The 16,438-nt window shown below is 61.6% G+C and carries 14 protein-coding genes; 4 read left to right on the forward strand and 10 right to left on the reverse strand.

Features of this window, described 5'->3' with window-relative positions; all coding sequences use genetic code 11:
* The first annotated feature begins 90 nt into the window (after positions 1 to 90).
* Positions 91 to 2,475, forward strand: a complete 2,385-nt coding sequence (locus LB565_RS09885) for a phosphoketolase (protein WP_224583332.1) — start codon at positions 91 to 93, stop codon at positions 2,473 to 2,475.
* Positions 2,472 to 3,641 carry an acetate/propionate family kinase gene (locus LB565_RS09890; RefSeq protein ID WP_224583334.1) on the forward strand — a complete coding sequence of 390 codons (1,170 nt, stop codon included), beginning with the start codon at positions 2,472 to 2,474 and terminating at the stop codon, positions 3,639 to 3,641. The genes LB565_RS09885 and LB565_RS09890 overlap by 4 nt, the downstream gene beginning before the upstream one ends.
* A 118-nt stretch (positions 3,642 to 3,759) precedes the next feature.
* Here the strand turns inward: LB565_RS09890 and LB565_RS09895 are convergent, their stop codons facing one another.
* From LB565_RS09895 to LB565_RS09910, 4 genes are all read right to left on the reverse strand, one after another.
* On the reverse strand, positions 3,760 to 4,197 hold the full coding sequence (locus LB565_RS09895; protein ID WP_224583336.1) for a DUF2267 domain-containing protein: 438 nt from the start codon (positions 4,195 to 4,197) through the stop codon (positions 3,760 to 3,762).
* Between the two features lie 239 nt (positions 4,198 to 4,436).
* Positions 4,437 to 5,252: an alpha/beta hydrolase gene (locus tag LB565_RS09900; RefSeq protein ID WP_224583338.1), complete on the reverse strand. Its 816-nt coding sequence runs from the start codon at positions 5,250 to 5,252 to the stop codon at positions 4,437 to 4,439.
* Positions 5,253 to 5,260: 8 nt separating this feature from the next.
* Positions 5,261 to 6,709, reverse strand: coding sequence for an NAD-dependent succinate-semialdehyde dehydrogenase (locus LB565_RS09905; RefSeq protein WP_411970629.1), 1,449 nt, complete (start codon positions 6,707 to 6,709; stop codon positions 5,261 to 5,263).
* A 52-nt stretch (positions 6,710 to 6,761) separates the two neighbouring features.
* The gene (locus LB565_RS09910; RefSeq protein ID WP_224583342.1) at positions 6,762 to 7,988 is read right to left on the reverse strand and encodes an iron-containing alcohol dehydrogenase; all 1,227 of its coding nucleotides are present in this window, start codon (positions 7,986 to 7,988) and stop codon (positions 6,762 to 6,764) included.
* 228 nt (positions 7,989 to 8,216) lie between these two features.
* Here LB565_RS09910 and LB565_RS09915 point away from each other — a divergent pair, with 228 nt between their 5' ends.
* Together LB565_RS09915 and LB565_RS09920 are read left to right on the forward strand one after the other, a co-directional pair.
* Positions 8,217 to 8,915: a GntR family transcriptional regulator gene (locus LB565_RS09915; RefSeq protein ID WP_224583344.1), complete on the forward strand. Its 699-nt coding sequence runs from the start codon at positions 8,217 to 8,219 to the stop codon at positions 8,913 to 8,915.
* A gap of 45 nt (positions 8,916 to 8,960) precedes the next feature.
* Positions 8,961 to 9,554: a DJ-1/PfpI family protein gene (locus tag LB565_RS09920; RefSeq protein ID WP_224583346.1), complete on the forward strand. Its 594-nt coding sequence runs from the start codon at positions 8,961 to 8,963 to the stop codon at positions 9,552 to 9,554.
* 97 nt (positions 9,555 to 9,651) lie between these two features.
* Here LB565_RS09920 and LB565_RS09925 read toward each other — a convergent pair whose 3' ends face one another.
* The 6 genes from LB565_RS09925 to LB565_RS09950 form a co-directional block, all read right to left on the reverse strand.
* Complete coding sequence (locus LB565_RS09925; RefSeq protein WP_224583348.1) at positions 9,652 to 10,386, reverse strand: ribonuclease activity regulator RraA; 735 nt, start codon at positions 10,384 to 10,386, stop codon at positions 9,652 to 9,654.
* A gap of 24 nt (positions 10,387 to 10,410) precedes the next feature.
* Complete coding sequence (locus tag LB565_RS09930; protein ID WP_224583350.1) at positions 10,411 to 11,574, reverse strand: mandelate racemase/muconate lactonizing enzyme family protein; 1,164 nt, start codon at positions 11,572 to 11,574, stop codon at positions 10,411 to 10,413.
* Positions 11,575 to 11,606: 32 nt separating this feature from the next.
* Entirely contained in the window at positions 11,607 to 12,704 is a 1,098-nt protein-coding gene (locus tag LB565_RS09935) for an ABC transporter ATP-binding protein (RefSeq protein ID WP_224583352.1), read from the reverse strand.
* Between the two features lie 10 nt (positions 12,705 to 12,714).
* Positions 12,715 to 13,605 (reverse strand): carbohydrate ABC transporter permease, encoded by an 891-nt coding sequence (locus LB565_RS09940; RefSeq protein WP_224583354.1) that lies wholly within the window; start codon positions 13,603 to 13,605, stop codon positions 12,715 to 12,717.
* A complete protein-coding gene (locus LB565_RS09945; protein WP_224583356.1) occupies positions 13,602 to 14,564 on the reverse strand; it encodes a carbohydrate ABC transporter permease in 963 nt (320 codons plus the stop codon). The genes LB565_RS09940 and LB565_RS09945 overlap by 4 nt, the downstream gene beginning before the upstream one ends.
* Positions 14,565 to 14,755: 191 nt before the next feature.
* Positions 14,756 to 16,237 (reverse strand): ABC transporter substrate-binding protein, encoded by a 1,482-nt coding sequence (locus LB565_RS09950; RefSeq protein ID WP_224583358.1) that lies wholly within the window; start codon positions 16,235 to 16,237, stop codon positions 14,756 to 14,758.
* Between the last annotated feature and the right edge of the window lie 201 nt (positions 16,238 to 16,438).

Below are 16,438 nucleotides of genomic sequence, written 5' to 3' on the forward strand. Positions count from 1 at the left end.
CGTAATTCTCTCAGACATCAATCGCCGTGCATCCAGTGTGTTCCCGGCGAGGGGGATAAAGGCCGGCAAAACGTCGGAAGGAGCGAGGCCATGAGCAGCAAGTCACCGCAGTTCGCAATGATGGATCGATACTGGCGGGCGGCGAATTACATTTCGGTCGGTCAGATCTACCTGATGGACAACCCGCTGCTTAGAGAGCCTCTGCGCGCCGAGCACGTGAAACCGAGATTGCTCGGACACTGGGGAACGACCCCTGGCCTGAACTTCATCTACGTGCATTTGAACCGGCTGATCAGAGAGCGTGGCCTTGACATGCTCTTCATCTGCGGTCCGGGTCATGGCGGCCCGGCCATGGTTGCCAATACATGGCTGGAAGGGACCTACAGCGAGATCTATCCCGATGTCGGTCGCGACAGCGAAGGCATGAAGCATCTGTTCAAACAGTTCTCTTTCCCGGGCGGCGTGCCAAGCCATGCCGCGCCGGAGACGCCCGGCTCCATCCACGAGGGCGGCGAACTCGGCTATGCCCTGGTCCATGCCTTCGGCGCGGCGTTCGACAACCCGAATCTGGTGGTCGCATGCGTCGTAGGGGATGGCGAAGCCGAGACCGGGCCTCTGGCCGCCGCCTGGCACTCCAGCAAATTCCTGAATCCCCGGACCGACGGTGCGGTCCTGCCGATCCTGCATCTCAACGGCTATAAGATTGCGAATCCGACATTGATGGGGCGAATGAATGACGATGATCTGAGAAGTCTTTTCATCGGGTACGGATATGAGCCGTTTTTCGTCGAAGGCAGCGATCCGGAGCCCATGCATGCGCTCATGGCCGCGACACTGGACAATATCATGGAGCGCATCCGCGATATCCAGACAACTGCCCGGACGACGACAGGAAGCACCGGGCTGCCGCGCTGGCCGATGATCGTGCTTCGGAGTCCGAAAGGTTGGACCGGGCCGAAGGAGGTCGATGGCAAGAAGGTAGAAGGTTTCTGGCGTGCGCATCAGGTTCCGGTCTCGAATGCTCGCGATGACGATGCGCATCGCAAGATCCTCGAGGAATGGATGCGCAGCTACGGGCCGGATGAACTGTTCGACACGAAAGGCCGCCTCCTGCCGGAGATCGCCGCGCTGGCGCCCGAAGGAACCAAACGCATGGGCGCATCGCCCTATGCCAATGGCGGGCTGCTCAAGAAGGATCTTGCCCTACCCGATTGGAAGAGCTTCGCCGTCGATGTGCCGGCGCCTGGCGGGCGGGCGGCGGAAGGCACTCGCATTCTGGGGGCTTACCTGCGCGACGTGGTCAGGTTGAACGCCGCCTCGCGTAATTTTCGATTGATGGGTCCAGATGAGACGTCATCGAACCGGCTCGACGCTGTCTTCGAGGCCACGGATCGCGTCTGGATGGAAGGCATCGAGCCCTATGACGTCCATCTCGCCCCTGAGGGGCGGGTGATGGAAGTGCTTTCCGAGCACCTGTGCCAGGGCTGGCTGGAAGGCTATCTGCTGACAGGCAGGCACGGCCTGTTCTCCTGCTACGAAGCCTTCATCCATATCGTCGATTCCATGGTCAATCAGCACGCCAAATGGCTGAAGACCTCGGCGGAGCTTTCCTGGCGCGAACCGATCGCGTCGCTCAACTATCTGCTGACTTCACATGTCTGGCGGCAGGATCACAATGGCTTCAGCCACCAGGATCCGGGCTTTTCGGATTTCGTGGCGAACAAGAAGGCCGATACCGTGCGGCTGTATTTTCCACCGGATGCCAATACGCTGCTATGGGTCGCTGACCATTGCCTGCGCACATGGAACCGCATCAATGTCATCACCGCCGGCAAGCAGCGCGCGCCTCAGTGGCTGACGGCGCAAGAGGCGGAAGATCACTGCAAGGCCGGTGCAGGCATATGGGAATGGGCCTCGACCTGTCCTGCCGATGAGGAGCCCGACCTGGTGATGGCTTGCGCCGGCGACGTGCCCACCATGGAGACGCTTGCGGCCGTCGATCTTCTTGCCGCCGCTTCGCCTGGGCTGCGGATCAGAGTCGTCAACGTGGTGGATCTGATGACGCTGCAAGCCCGCAGCGAACATCCGCATGGCTTTACCGACGAGACGTTCGATGCGCTGTTCACAAAGGATAGGCCGGTAATCTTCGCCTATCATGGATATCCCTATCTCATTCACAGGCTGACTTACCGGCGCGCCAACCACGACAACATTCACGTCCACGGTTTTCGCGAGGAAGGCACGACGACCACGCCTTTCGACATGGCGGTGATGAACCAGATCGATCGGTTCCATCTTACTTTGGCGGCGTTGCGCTGGCTTCCGCAACTGTCCCAGCGTTCCGCTCAGTTCTCGGCCACCCTTAAGAAGAAGCTCGAGGAACATAAGGCCTATGTGTATGAGCACGGCGAGGATATGCCGGAAATCCGCAACTGGACGTGGCGGCGCGAAGCGGCCGGGGCGGGCGTCCGATGAACCAGGCAATCCTGGCGCTGAACGCAGGTTCATCCAGCCTCAAGTTTGGGGTCTACGACATCGGCCGCGCAGGCGAGCCGCGTCCGGCGGCGCGCGGATCACTGGAGATGGATTCCTCGCCGCACATCAAGGCAGAGGCGGAAAAGGGGAAACCCCTGGTCGATCGAGCCTTGCCGAACGGCAGCCTGGAGGATGTGCTTGAGGCGCTGCTGACTTGGATCGAGACGGAATTCGGCGAGCGCCGCCTCACGGCCTGCGGCCATCGTATCGTCCACGGCGGATCGTTGTTTTTCGATCCTGTCGTGTTAACGCCTGAGCAGACAGACGCCATCGATGCGCTCTCGCCGCTCGCGCCGCTGCACCAGCCTCACAGCATTAATCCGATCCGCGCCATCGCGAAAATGAGGCCGCGGCTTCGACAAATCGGATGTTTCGATACTGCCTTCCACCGCACAATCAGGCCGCCGGCGAGCTGCTTCGCCCTGCCGAGAGCCTATGAAGGGAAAGGCATTCGCCGCTACGGTTTCCACGGCCTCTCCTACGAATCCATCGCAAGCCGGCTTCAGGCAGAGGGAAAATCGGACCGACGTACGATTGTCGCTCATCTCGGCAATGGGGCCAGCCTGTGCGCGATGCGAAACGGCGCCAGCGTTGACACCACCATGGGCTTTTCTACGCTGGACGGGTTGGTCATGGGGACGCGTTGCGGAGCACTTGATCCGGGCGTGCTGCTCTACCTTTTGCAACAGGAGGGTATGGCGCCGCACGAACTTCAGCACCTCCTTTACGAGAAGTCCGGTCTGCTCGGCATTTCGGAAATGTCCGCGGACATGCGCGAGCTGGAGGCGAGTGCCGATCCGAAGGCCCGCGAAGCCTTTGAGCTTTTCGTCTTCCGCGCGACCCGAGAGATCGCCGCGCTTGCCAACACATTGGGCGGCCTCGACTGCCTCGTCTTTACAGCAGGAATTGGCGAACATTCCGGTGCTGTCCGAAAGGCTATTTGCGGCAGGCTGGGCTGGCTAGGCGTCGCGATCGACGATGACGCAAATCTACGCCACGGGCCAACGATCAGCACGCCCGCCAGCACTGTCGAAATCAGAGTAATGCCGACCGACGAGGAGAGCGTCATTGCGCGACACGTGCTTAAGGCAATCAGTGAGATCTAGCCGCGTATGTCTCCAAGCGGTGACGACACCATCAAAAGCAGCATCGTCTTCGGCATCTTCGGCGCGATCAATTCGCAAATCGAATCCGAGAGGACCATCATTTCGTTCCGGCGTCCGCTTATGCGCCGACGCTGCCCGGCCAAAGCGTCTGAATATCGCCGGGCAGGGCATCGCGCACCTTGGCCGATTGGCCGAGATCGACATGATGGACGAGCGTCTTGAATACCGCACGCGCCGCATCGCCGGGATCGACGGGCCGCGTGGCCTTCAATCCGTCCGCAATCGGGTCTAGAAATTCGTCGATAGATCGGTCGCGGTTTGGCTGGTCGGACGGGTTGTACTGATCGTAATAGGCTCCGCGGATCAGGAGCGGCAACTCGGCGGCGAGATTGGCCCCCAGGTCCGGGGGCAGCCTGTCGCGCAAGGTCCGCAGGACAACGCCAAGGGTATGCCACGCCAACTGCCGATCCGGCCCGAGATCGTCCATGATCTCCTTCAGCCAGATATTGGTGGTCTGTATCGTCTTGTCGAACACGTCGAGGCCATTAGCGCTCATCGTCGCCTCCAGATGAGAAAATGCCCCACACACCCATCTAAGACAGAACACGCTGCCGGAGTTATTGTTTCGTCCGTTTGGCAATCGCTTCGATTGGCTGCCCGAAGCGTCCACATCAACAGGGGCGCCAGGGTCTGCTTCCGTGACCCAGGTGTCGCCATACGAAACGCGCCCGTAGCGTTCGGAGTAGATCCTATCCTTACCGAAAGACGACTTTCGACCGCTGGCGTGTAAGCCTTTTATCCGGCCAGCAGACGAGTCAACAAAGCCGAAGCCTGTGTGCCAGGCGTGCCGAGATCGCGAATGCTGCTCATATGATTTGCGCCCGCTAAGCTCGAGCGCGAAACGGCCAGCCCTTGCCGTTTCAGGTGCTCGGCAAACGCTGCAGCTTGACCATGGAAAGGGGGTGTCTCGTCGCTTCCGACCGCGATCTCGACCGCCACCCGACTATCGAAACGATGGCCGATCGGCGAAAAGCCGGCCACCTCTTCGTCGGTGAGCGCGATCTCACCAGCAAGGAAGGAGCTTTGCAACGGCCTCAGGTCGTAAAGCCCGCCGAGCAGCATTGCTCCCTTGATGCCCGATGGCTGGCTGCCGTCGTTGAAGAGCATGGTGGCGAGATGCGCCCCCGCTGAATGACCGCTGATTGTGAGCTGCCCGGGATCGCCGCCAAAATTTGCGATCCTGTCACCTACCCACTGCCTTGCCCGGCGCACCTGATCCACGATTGCAGCCATCCTGACGGCAGGCATCAACGCATAGCCAACGATAGCCGCGATGGCCCCTGCGCTTGTGACGGTCTCGGCGACATAAGAATAGTCGCTCTTGGAAAACATGCGCCAATAGCCGCCGTGGATGAACATGTGCACCGGCAGCCGATCGCGCCTCCCTTCCGGGAAGAACAGGTCCAGGGTTTCGGCCCGGCTCGGTCCGTAGGTGACATCGGCGACCATCGGGATTCTCGCCCTGATCTCCGCACTTCTGCGAACGATCTCGGCGACGATTTCGTCAAACTCGACGACGTGATCACGGGTGCGGAACGGGTCTTTCGCCATTTGTCTGCTCACATCGTCACGGCGATGTACTTCGCCTCCATGAACTCGGTTATGCCGTGCTTCTGGCCGCCTTCCCGCCCCAACCCGCTCTGCTTGACGCCGCCGAATGGCGCGGCCGGATCCGACATGAGGCCGCGATTAAGCGCGATCATGCCGGACTCGATCTTCGATGCCACGCGCATGCCTTTTGCAAGATCACGGGTGTAGATATAGGCGGCGAGGCCGTATTCGGTATCGTTCGCTTTTGCGATGACCTCCGCCTCACCTTCGAAGCGGCTGATTGGTGCCACGGGACCAAATATCTCCTCATGCGCCATGAGCGCGTCGGCAGGCACATCGCAGAGCACGGTCGGCGGATAGAAGTAGCCTCTGCCTGCAGAAATCGCGCCGCCGCACAGAACTTTCGCGCCGCGGGCAATCGCGTCTTGGACGAGCCGGTCGATCTTGTCCACGGCCTTCCTTGTGATCATCGGCCCGCATTCGGTGTCGGAGTCGGTGCCCGGGCCGACATTGAGCGCCGCCATGCGCTTGCGCAGTCCTTCTGCAAAAGCATCGTGGATGCCGGCCTGCACGTAGAGCCGATTGGCAGCCGTGCAAGCCTCGCCCGCATTGCGCATCTTGGCGATCATGGCGCCGTCAAGGGCCGCCTCCAGGTCGGCGTCATCGAAGACGATGAATGGAGCGTTGCCGCCAAGCTCCATCGAGCAGGAGATGACATGTTTGGCCGCTTCGGCAAGAAGCACCCGGCCGACGCCGGTCGAACCGGTGAAGGACAGCTTGCGCACGCGCGGATCGGCCAGCATGGCCGATGCTACCGGACCTGGGTTCGAGGTGGTGATGACGTTGACGACGCCGGGCGGCACTCCGGCTTCCTCGTAGAGCGCGGCAAGCGCGTAAGCCGTCAGAGGCGTCTCGCTGGCGGGCTTGAGGATCACGGTGCAGCCGGCTGCGAGGGCAGGAGCGATCTTACGCGTGGCCATGGCCGCGGGAAAATTCCAGGGCGTTATAAGCACGCAGATGCCGATGGGCTGGTAGTCGACGACAATCCGATTGGTGCCCGATGGCGACAGGCCGAATTCGCCGCTGATGCGCACTGCCTCCTCGGCGTTCCAGCGGAAGAACTCGGCTGCATAGGCGACTTCGCCGCGCGCGTCGCGCAGGGCTTTGCCGTTCTCCAGGGCGATCAGCGCAGCCAGCGTCTCTGCCCGTTCGGTCATCATCTCGAAGCAGCGCCGCAGGATCTCGGATCGCCTGCGCGGCGGCGTCTCGCGCCAACCCGATGCCGCCGCCGCAGCCGCATCGACCGCGGCCCCGGCATCGGCCAGCGTCGCATCGGGAACCGCGGCGATTACTGCTTCCGTCGAGGGATCGACCACTTCGATGACGCGGCCATCGGATGACGAGCGCCACTCGCCGCCGATGTAGAGGCCGTGCGAAAAGGTGGTGTAGTCGGACATGTCGGAATCTTGGTCAAATAAGTCTGGAGAGATGTTCATTCGAATTCCTCCGTCACATCGCGCTGGCGGCCATGTCGCCCTCGTACGCGGCTCGGATCAAGTTTCGCATCGCCGCGATGTCGAATGGACGGGGATTGTTCTTGATCAACCTGTCTATTCCGAGCGCCTGCTCGGCTGTCCAGTCGATCTTATCCGCAGGAAGGCCGAGTTGGGCCAACGTCCGTGTGATGCCTATCGCGGCGAACAGTCGGGCGATTTCATCGATGGTCGCCTCCGCCAGGGCGGCGGCATTGCCGTTGTGGCCGGCCAAACCGAGGGCTGAGCCGATCTCGGCTATCTCCGCTGTCGCGGCGGCAAGGTTATAGCGCATCACGAAAGGAAGCATCGTGGCGACGCCCAAGCCGTGCGGCGTGTGGGTCAGGGCGCCGACCGGATACTGCACGGCGTGGGCAGCTGCCGTTCCCGCGGTGCCGAAGGCGCAGCCGGCGGCCAACGCCCCCATCATGACATCCGCGCGTGCGTCCTCGTTGGAACCGTCGCGGCAGGCTGCTTCCAGGCTGCGGCCCAGGAGTCTGATCGCCAGCAGTGCGAAATGGTCGGTCATTGCGCTCTTGCCGATGAACACATGTCTTTGCGGCAGGTCGGGATCGGTGCCTCGCTTGGCGGCGGTGAAGGCTTCGATCGCATGTGTGAGTGCGTCGGCGCCGGCAATGGCTGTCAGTGATGGGGGACAACTCGCTGTCAGGTCGGGGTCGCACAGCGCAACCGCGGCGATGAGATGCGGGCTGGAGATGCCGACCTTGAGCGTCCGCTCCGGATCGGAGATCACCGCGACGGGAGTGACTTCGGAGCCGGTGCCGGCGGTCGTCGGCACTGCGATAAGGGGAAGGGCAGGGCCCGGCACCTTGAACTCACCATAATAGTCCTGGAGCTTGCCGCCATGGCTGATGAGCAGCCCGGCGCATTTTGCCATATCTAGGCAACTGCCGCCGCCGATGCCGATCACCATGTCCGGCCTGAACCCCTTCGCCTCTGCGATACAGGCGCCCACGCTGTCGCGCGGCACATCGGGCAAGGTGCGGTCGTAGACGAGGGTGTCGATCCGGGCAGCCTTTAACCCATCGAGCATCTTGATGAACTCGAACGTGCCGGCGAGCCGCTCGTCGGTGCAGATGAATGCACGCCGGCCATATCGGCCGGCAATGGCAGGCAGCGCATGGCGCTGACCTTTGCCGAAGAGAATTTCGCGCGGCAGGCGCGCGGCTGCAAAAAGGGTCATGAACCGAGATCTTTCGAAGGAGACGGATGGAAAAGCGTCGTGTTCATCATGGCGCGGTATTCAGTTTCGGGGACCGGGTGCTTTGTCGGCTTTCGTGCCCGCGTCGTTGAATGCGGGCGGTAGGCTTCCTGGCGCCCTCCCTTCATATCCTCTATGAAATCGTATAGGATATCCTATTGAATTGGCCGGAGCATCGTGTTAGGGCTTGCTCCTGTCAAGAGGTAACCGATGGAAAATCCCGACCTGACGGTTGAAACTGAAGCTCGCCCAAGCGGCCGCATCCAGCGCGCCAACAGCTTGGCGGGCGATGTTTACGAAGCAATCTTCGCGCAGCTGATGTCGCTGAAGATTCCGCCGGGATCGCGCATTACCGTCGACAATCTTGTCAGGGAATTCGACGTTTCACACACGCCCATCCGCGAAGCGCTCGGGCGGTTGGAAGGCGAAGGCCTGGTCGTAAAGACCCATTTGATCGGCTATCGCGCGGCCCCGCAGATCACTCGGCGCCGGTTCGACGAGCTCTATGAACTGCGTCTCCTGCTTGAGCCCGCCGCTGCGGCAAAGGCCACGGCAACGCTCGACGAGGAGCGCCTCACGGCGTTGCGGGAGGCGGCCGGCGTGATGGCCCGGCGGGTGGGGAAGGACGAGCGTCTGCGCTATTCCAACTTCGCGCGGCAGGATGCGATCTTTCACGACAAGATCATGGAGTTCGCGCAGAACGAGCTCATTCGCGAGACGCTGAACCATCAGCATACCCACTTCCATATCTTCCGCCTGATGTACCATTCGCGGGTCACCGAAGAAGCGTTGGATGAGCACGAGGCGATTCTCGCCGCGTTCGCGGCAGGCGACGCGAGCGGCGCCGCGGACGCGATGCGCGTTCACATCGAGAATTCGCGGGACCGGCTCCTGCCTGCCTTCGAGTGACAGGTTCCTACGGCCATCGCCGCCCCAAATCAAAGAGGACAAATCATGCCAGCCAAAAAAATCCTGATGCTGACCGGTGAGTTCACCGAGGAATATGAAATCTTCGTTTATCAACAGGCCATGGAGGCGGTCGGCCACACGGTTCATGTGGTCTGCCCCGACAAGAAGGCCGGCGATGTGATCAAGACGTCATTGCACGACTTCGAGGGCGACCAGACCTATACCGAGAAGCTTGGCCATTATGCGTTGATCAACAAGACATTTTCCGATGCGGAAAGGCAGCTTGATCAGTACGACGCCGTCTATTGCGCCGGCGGCCGCGGACCGGAATATATCCGCACGGACAAGCGCGTTCAGGCAATGGTGCGCCATTTCCATGAAACCAAGAAGCCGATCTTCACAATCTGCCACGGCGTGCAGATTCTGATCGCGGTCGAGGGCGTGGTGCGCGGCAAGAAGGTTGGAGCTTTGGCTGCCTGTGAGCCGGAAGTGACGCTCGCCGGCGGCACCTATATCGACCTGTCGCCAACCGAAGCCTATGTCGACGGCACAATGGTTTCGGCCAAAGGCTGGACCGCGCTCGCGGCCTTCATCCGGGAATGCCTGAAAGTGCTCGGCACGGAAATCCGGCACGGCTAGAATTTGGCGGCGCGCAGAAAGTACTTGGAGCGGAAGGCGGCTGAGCTGAAGCCGCATCGCTCCAAGTGCACAATGGCTGCGATCTTTCGTCGGCCCGCTAACGCCTTGTTTTGCGCCACTCCTCATACTCCCCGCGGGCATCGTCGTGCAGCGGGTAGTAGCGTTGCAGGGGCGCGCCCTGCATCAGCTTCTCTCGTGAAAATTCTTCCCAATCGTGATGCTTCTGTGCCTCGTCGATGACCTTGGGGGCCATAGCGACGGGAACCACCACCGCCCCGTCGTCGTCGGCGACGATGATGTCGCCGGGGATCACCGTGACACCGCCGCAAGCGATCGGGACATTGACGGCATTGGGGTAGATGCTGGTCTGCACATGATAGTTTGGCGTCCAGCCGCGCAGCCATAGCGGCAGATCGAGCTTTTCGACATTGGGCCGGTCGCGCATGCATCCATCGATGACGATGCCCGCGCCGCCTCTGCCCTTGAAATAGGTGGACATCATATCGCCGAAGACGCCCGAGCTCATGTCGCCGCGGGCGTCGACCACGACCACGTCGCCCTCCTGCGCGTGATAGAGCACGTGCCGGTGCAGTTGCGTTTCCGGATCGGTATATTCTCCCTCGTCGAACAGGTCCGGCCGCTGCGGCAGGAACTGCAGCGTCAGCGCCGGCCCGACGATCGACTTGCCGTGGTTCTGCGCCACCGGGCCGACCATATGCGGCTTGCGGAAGCCCATGTGGCCGAGCGTGCCGGCGACCGTGGCGGCGCCAATCTCCCTCAAGGCGTCGATCAGGTCCTTGGGCGGCCGCGTGATGTCAGGCGTATGCGTCATTGTCGGACTCCGGTTGGAATTGAACTACCAGTTGGTGACGGAACCGTCGCGGCGCTTGAGGTGAGGCGCTTCCCAGAAGCGGAAACTCTGCGCCTTGATCGCCTCCTCGTTGACCTCGACGCCCAGCCCCGGCAGATCGCTGACCGGATAATCGGGGCCGTCGAGCCTTGGCTGTATGGGGAAGAACTCGGAACTGTCGAAACCCAGCTTTCGTTCGGGCGCCCTGGTTTCGAGCCAGGCGAAGTTGGGCACCGCGGCGGCGAGATGGATGGTCGCGGCGGTGCACACCGGACCGAGGGGATTGTGCGGCATCAAGTCCACGTAATGCGCCTCGCTCCAGCCGGCGACCTTCATCGCCTCGGTGAGCCCGCCGACATTGCAGACATCGAGCCGATTGAATTGGTGGATGCCGCGCTCGATGTAGGGCAGGAACTGCCATTTGCTGGCGAATTCCTCGCCGATGGCGAAGGGGATACCGGTCATCCTGCGCAGGGACTCGTAGGCCTCCGGCGTCTCATCCCGTATCGGCTCCTCAAGGAAATCAAGCACGCCGCGACCGAGCTTGTTGCAGAAGCTCGCCGCCTCGGCGACCGACAGCCGATGATGGTAGTCGATGCCGAGCACCACGTCCTCGCCCAGCGCCTCGCGCGCCTTGTTCAGCATGCTCGCCGTAGCGCCGATCGACTCACGCGGCTCGAAGATGTCCTTGCTGCTTTGCCCGACAGGGAAGAAGCGGATCGCCTGCCAACCTTGGGCGCGCAGTTCTCGGGCTCGTTCGATGGCAACGTCCCCCTCGGCCTCGTCTCCGGTCGAGGCGAAGGTTGGGATACGGTCGCGCTGTTTGCCGCCGAGCAGGTCATAGACCGGTACTCCAAGCGCCTTGCCTTTGATATCGTGAAGGGCAATGTCGATGGCGGATATCGCCGCCTGCAGAACACGCCCGCCTTCGAAATACTGGCTGCGATAGACTTCCTGCCAAATCCGGCCGATCTGCATCGGGTCGCGGCCGACGAGAAACTCGCGATAGTGCTCGATCGCGCCGGTCACGGCCTTCTCGCGGCCGCTCAAGCCGCTCTCGCCCCAGCCGAAGATGCCTTCGTCGGTCTCGACCTTGACAAGCATCTGGTTGCGCGTTCCCACCCAGGCCGGATAGGGCTTGATCGCGGTGATCCTCATCTTCGTCGTCATCCCCGCCCAGGTTCCACGCGTGTTCGCCCGCCTCAGCTGGCCCTGAGGGCCATCTCGGATTCGCCGTCGAACAGATGCATGCGCTCCTGGTCGAATTCGAGCCAGATCTGCTCGTCGGGTGCGACGGCGATGTTGGGCGAAACGCTGATATTGACGATGGCGCCGGAGAGGAAAGCCTGGACGAAGGTGACGTCTCCGGTCGGCTCCACCGTATAGGCCTTGGCCGAAATGGCGCCGGGGACCGCGCTCTTGTGCAGCTTGATCGTCGAATGACGTGCGCCGAGCACGATCTTCCTGGAGGTGGCTCCTTGGATCTTGCGCGCGTTGGCTTGCGACAACGTGAGGGTCCAGCCCTCCGCGCTGGTCAGGACGGCATCGCCGTTTGCGGTGGATGCTTCCAGCGGAATAAGGCTCATTGCCGGGCTGCCCACGAAGCTTGCGACGAACATGTTCACCGGATGCGCGAAAACCTGCGCCGGTGAATCATATTGCTGCAGGTAGCCGCCATTCATCACGGCCATCCTGTCCGCCATGGTGACGGCCTCCAGCTGGTCGTGCGTCACATAGATGATGGTCGCCTTCAGGTCCTGATGGAACCGCTTGATCTCGGACCGCATCTGCACGCGCAGCTTTGCGTCCAGATTGGAGAGCGGTTCGTCCATTAGGAACACCGCGGGGTCTCGAACGAGGGCGCGGCCCAGCGCCACGCGCTGCTGTTGCCCGCCCGAAAGCTCGCGCGGCTTGCGCTCGAGCAGCTGCGTCATGTCGAGCACGCGCGCCGCTTCCTTGACCTTCCTGTCGATCTCGTCCCGGGGCAGCTTGCGCATCTGCAGCGGGAAGGCGAGGTTCATATAGACCGACTTCTGCGGATAGAGTGCGTAGTTCTGGAACACCATCGCGATGTCCCGATCCTTGGGGTCGAGTTCGTTGACCACCCGGTCGCCGATGACGATGTCGCCCGATGTGACGGTGGTCAGGCCGGCGACGAGGTTGAGCGTGGTCGTCTTGCCGCAGCCCGAAGGGCCGACGAGCGCGACGAACTCGCCGTCATTGACCGTCAGCGACACCTCGTTGACGGCTTTGAAGCTGCCATAGGTCTTGACGAGATCTTTGAGGACCACGTGGGCCATCGGCAACTCCCTAGTGTTTGACCGCGCCTTCTGTCAGGGCGCGTACGAAGTAGCGTTGCAGGAGGAGAAACAGCACCACGACGGGCACGCTCATCATGAAGCTGGCGGCCATCAGGCCAGGAAAGTCCGTCGTGTTTTCCGAGAAGAAGCGCTGGATGCCGACCGGCAGCGTCAGCTGCTCGTTCTTGGAGAGGAAGGTGTAGGCGTAGATGTACTCGTTCCATGCGCCGATGAAGGAATAGATCGCGGTGGCGATGATCCCCGGCGCCGAGAGCGGCATCACGATCAGGACGAAGGCCTGGAACCGCGTCGCCCCGTCGATCCGCGCGGCCTGCTCGAGCTGCACCGGGATGTTGTCGTAAAAGCCCTTGAGCAGCCAGATCGCCAGCGGCAGCCCGAAGGTGAGGTAGGTGAGAATGAGCGAACCATGCGTGTTCACCAGCCCGATCGCGCGCATCAGGATGAAGAGCGGCACGAGAAAGATCACCGCCGGGAACATGTTGCGCAGCAGCACGGCGAAGAACAGGAAGTTCCGGCCCGGGAAGGTGAAGCGCGAAAACGCATAGGCGGCGGGAACCGCCACGATCACCGAGAGGATCGTCGTGGCGGTCGAGACGAAAAGGCTGTTCCAGAAGAAGCGCAGGAAGTCCTGGCCGACGCTGTTTTGCGGATCGAGCAGTTTTTGGTAGCTGTCAAGGGTAGGCTGGTCGGGCCACCATTGCGGCGGGAGTTGCATCGCCGCGAAGCCGGACTTGATCGAGGTGAGCAGCATCCAGACCATCGGCAGCGCGGTGTAAAGCAGCATGAGCACCAGGAAGATGCGCCCGCCCCACCGCCATCCGTCGACCCGGACGCGGCGGCGGGTCTGGCGTTGGGAGCTTGTCTCGGCAATCGTGCTCATGCTTTTGCCTCTCTCCGCTCGTTGCCGCTGAGCGCACGGACATAGAAGTAGCCAAGCGTCATCAGGATGAGGAACAGGAGCACGGAGTAGGCCGCCGCCACCCCCCAGCGCTGCCGGCCGAAGGCGAGCTCATAAATGTGCGTGATCCAGATATGCGATGCGTTCGACGGCCCGCCGCCGGTCATGATCCAGGGGATGATGAAGGAATTGAAGTTGGCCACCGCCAGAAGCAGGATCGTCACCGTCGAGACGTTTCTCAGATGCGGGAAGGTGACGTGCCAGAAGCGCTGCCACGCATTGGCGCCGTCGACTTTCGCGGCGCGCAGCAGCTGCTCGGGCACCGTCTGCAGGCCGGCCATCATCATGATCATGGCGAATGGAAACTCGCGCCAGATATTGACGACGATGAGGGAGGGCAGCACCGTGCTGACGCTGTCGATGAAATTGGGCGGCCGGCTGGCCAATCCGAGTTCGACCAGCACCGCGCCGATGATCCCGAAATCGGAATGATAGATCCACTTCCAGATATAGGAGGCGGCGACCGCGCTGATGACCCAGGGAATGATCAGGATGGCGCGCAGGACGCCGCGGCCGATGAAGTCGCGGTGCAGCGCCAGCGCGGTGGCGAATCCCAGGACAAAGGAGACGAAGGTGGAGGCAAATGTCCAGATCAAGGTGTTCAAGGTGACCTGCCAGAACACCTCACTTGTCAGGATGGCCGTGTAATTGTTGAAACCGACGAAGATCTTGTCGCGGAGCTGCAGGCCAGGCGGCGTGTTGAAGAACGACAGCTCGATCGTGTAGTAGATCGGATATGCGATGACGACGAGCATAACCGCGATCGCCGGGAGCACATATGCGTAGTCGGCGCGATGCTGCCAGACCTTCCGCGGCAGCCCCGACCGGCCGGATTGCAATCTTAGGCGAGCCTCGGTCTTGCTGCCGGTCACGATCGTCACTTTGGCGTGCCCTTGTTGTTCGGAACGAACCGGCTGCGTCGTCGGCGCAGCCGGTGAGATCGCGGGTCAGGCTCCGGCTAGAGCCGGACGATTTCAGGTCGAATCGACCTGAAATCTGAATCCGTCTCTAAATCAAAGAGATAGAGCATGATGTCGTCCGAAAACCGCTTCATACTTTTCGGCATCATGCTCTAGAGTCCGCCGCCCATCAGGTCTTTCACCTTCTTGGCCGCGTCGTCCGCGGCCTGGTCGACCGTCATCGCTCCGGTAAGGGCATTCTGCAGCATGTCCGGGATGATGATGTTCATGATCTCGGGAGACTGCGGCAGCGCCGGGAACGGGATGCCGTATGGCAGCATCGAGGTCGTGACATCGAGGAACTTGATGCTGTCCAGACGCTCCTTCATCCATTTGGTCTTGAAGCCATTGAGGTTGCCGGGATTCGAGCCGGCATAGGCCATCTTCAGCGACCATTCGGGGCTCGTCCACATGCAGATGATGGCCTTTGCCGCCGGCTCGTCCACCTTGCCGCCCTCGACATATTCGGGCTTCAGGATGTGGATGTTCGAGCCGCCGAAAACGACCGCGCGCTTGCCGTCGGGGCCCGTCGGAATGAGGCCGTAGCGCATATTGTCGATCACCGTCTGCGCCTTGTCCTTGTCTGTGCCCGTCGCCTTTTTCTGCAGGTCGAGCATGACGTTGTAGTCGGACGGATGCGAGATCATCATGCCGAGCTGGCCGGCGAGGAACAGGGGCTGGTTATCGGCCTGCTGGTTGGTGAGCGCCGAAACCGGAACCGACTTGTCGCGGACATACATATCATAGGAGGCTTGCAACGCGGCCTTGCTCTGCGGGCTGTTGAGCTCGATTTCCTTATAGGTCGGGTTCGCTGTGGCTTCGTCGAAGACGCCGCCGCCATAGGCCCATAGCTGCGGCATGAAACGGTACGGCGTATTGCCGGCATTCTTGCGCGCCACCAGGCCGTAACCGGCAATGCCGAGCTTGTCGTGGATCTGCTTGGAATATTTGACGACGTCGTCCCAGGTTGCCGGGGGCTTGTCCGGATCGAGGCCGGCGCGCTTGAAGATGTCTGCGTTCCAGATGAACGCCATCGTCTCGTTATTGGTTGGAATGCCGTAGGTTACGCCGTCCCAGGTAACGGCCTTCATGGCGCCGGGCCAGAAATCCTCGGTCGAATACCCCACATCCTCGGGCTTGAGCGGCTGCAGATAGCCCTTCGAGGCGAACTCCGTGCCGCCGAGGATTTGCAGGCGCACAGCCATCGGCGCCGCATTGCCGAGCAGCGCGGTGCGGAACTTGTCGAGGAGGTCGTTATAGGTGAGGGCCTGCTCCTCGAGCTGGATGTTCGGGTAGGTTTTGCGGAAAGTTGCGAAGAAATCCTTGTAATACTGGCGCAAAAGGTCCGGGTCGCCCTCGAACACGCCCTGGTACCAGAAAGTCAGTCGCCCCTTGTAGTCGAGCGGCGTGACCTTGGCGCAATCGCGGGCCGTGTCGAAATCCTGCGTACCCGCAATGGAGCGCACATATTCCGGCGACCATTTGCTCAGATCTACCGGCGGCGCACCCAGCGCCGGTGCCGACATCAACGATGCCATTAAAGCAGTGGAGACAGCGCCGCGCAGCACGGCACCGCCGAGTGTGATCCTCCTCATAGGTCTCCTCCAGGTTTCTCCCATGCCGCTCTGCGTCGAGGCAAGCGGTCCTTGCTGGTTCGACCGCGGGGATATCTCTCCGCCCTAATGTATCCCTTCGATCATTTTATACGTTTTCAGATCGCTGATTTCCTGTCAACGCGCCAAATCGTACATTGTTTGGAGAAACTTTGCGTGATAATCGGACAGGGTGTGTACAAA

The sequence above is a fragment of the Mesorhizobium sp. CA14 genome (assembly GCF_020165195.1).
Taxonomy (GTDB): Bacteria; Pseudomonadota; Alphaproteobacteria; order Rhizobiales; family Rhizobiaceae; genus Mesorhizobium.

Bases quoted from the DNA above. Each gene is read 5' to 3' on its own strand.
- LB565_RS09905 (WP_411970629.1), bottom strand. From the start codon at position 6,709: ATGTCCGACTACACCACCTTTTCGCACGGCCTCTACATCGGCGGCGAG.
- LB565_RS09890 (WP_224583334.1), top strand. From the start codon at position 2,472: ATGAACCAGGCAATCCTGGCGCTGAACGCAGGTTCATCCAGCCTCAAG.
- LB565_RS09940 (WP_224583354.1), bottom strand. From the start codon at position 13,605: ATGAGCACGATTGCCGAGACAAGCTCCCAACGCCAGACCCGCCGCCGC.
- LB565_RS09910 (WP_224583342.1), bottom strand. From the start codon at position 7,988: ATGACCCTTTTTGCAGCCGCGCGCCTGCCGCGCGAAATTCTCTTCGGC.
- LB565_RS09930 (WP_224583350.1), bottom strand. From the start codon at position 11,574: ATGACGACGAAGATGAGGATCACCGCGATCAAGCCCTATCCGGCCTGG.
- LB565_RS09935 (WP_224583352.1), bottom strand. From the start codon at position 12,704: ATGGCCCACGTGGTCCTCAAAGATCTCGTCAAGACCTATGGCAGCTTC.
- LB565_RS09915 (WP_224583344.1), top strand. From the start codon at position 8,217: ATGGAAAATCCCGACCTGACGGTTGAAACTGAAGCTCGCCCAAGCGGC.
- LB565_RS09900 (WP_224583338.1), bottom strand. From the start codon at position 5,252: ATGGCGAAAGACCCGTTCCGCACCCGTGATCACGTCGTCGAGTTTGAC.
- LB565_RS09895 (WP_224583336.1), bottom strand. From the start codon at position 4,197: ATGAGCGCTAATGGCCTCGACGTGTTCGACAAGACGATACAGACCACC.
- LB565_RS09885 (WP_224583332.1), top strand. From the start codon at position 91: ATGAGCAGCAAGTCACCGCAGTTCGCAATGATGGATCGATACTGGCGG.
- LB565_RS09925 (WP_224583348.1), bottom strand. From the start codon at position 10,386: ATGACGCATACGCCTGACATCACGCGGCCGCCCAAGGACCTGATCGAC.
- LB565_RS09950 (WP_224583358.1), bottom strand. From the start codon at position 16,237: ATGAGGAGGATCACACTCGGCGGTGCCGTGCTGCGCGGCGCTGTCTCC.
- LB565_RS09920 (WP_224583346.1), top strand. From the start codon at position 8,961: ATGCCAGCCAAAAAAATCCTGATGCTGACCGGTGAGTTCACCGAGGAA.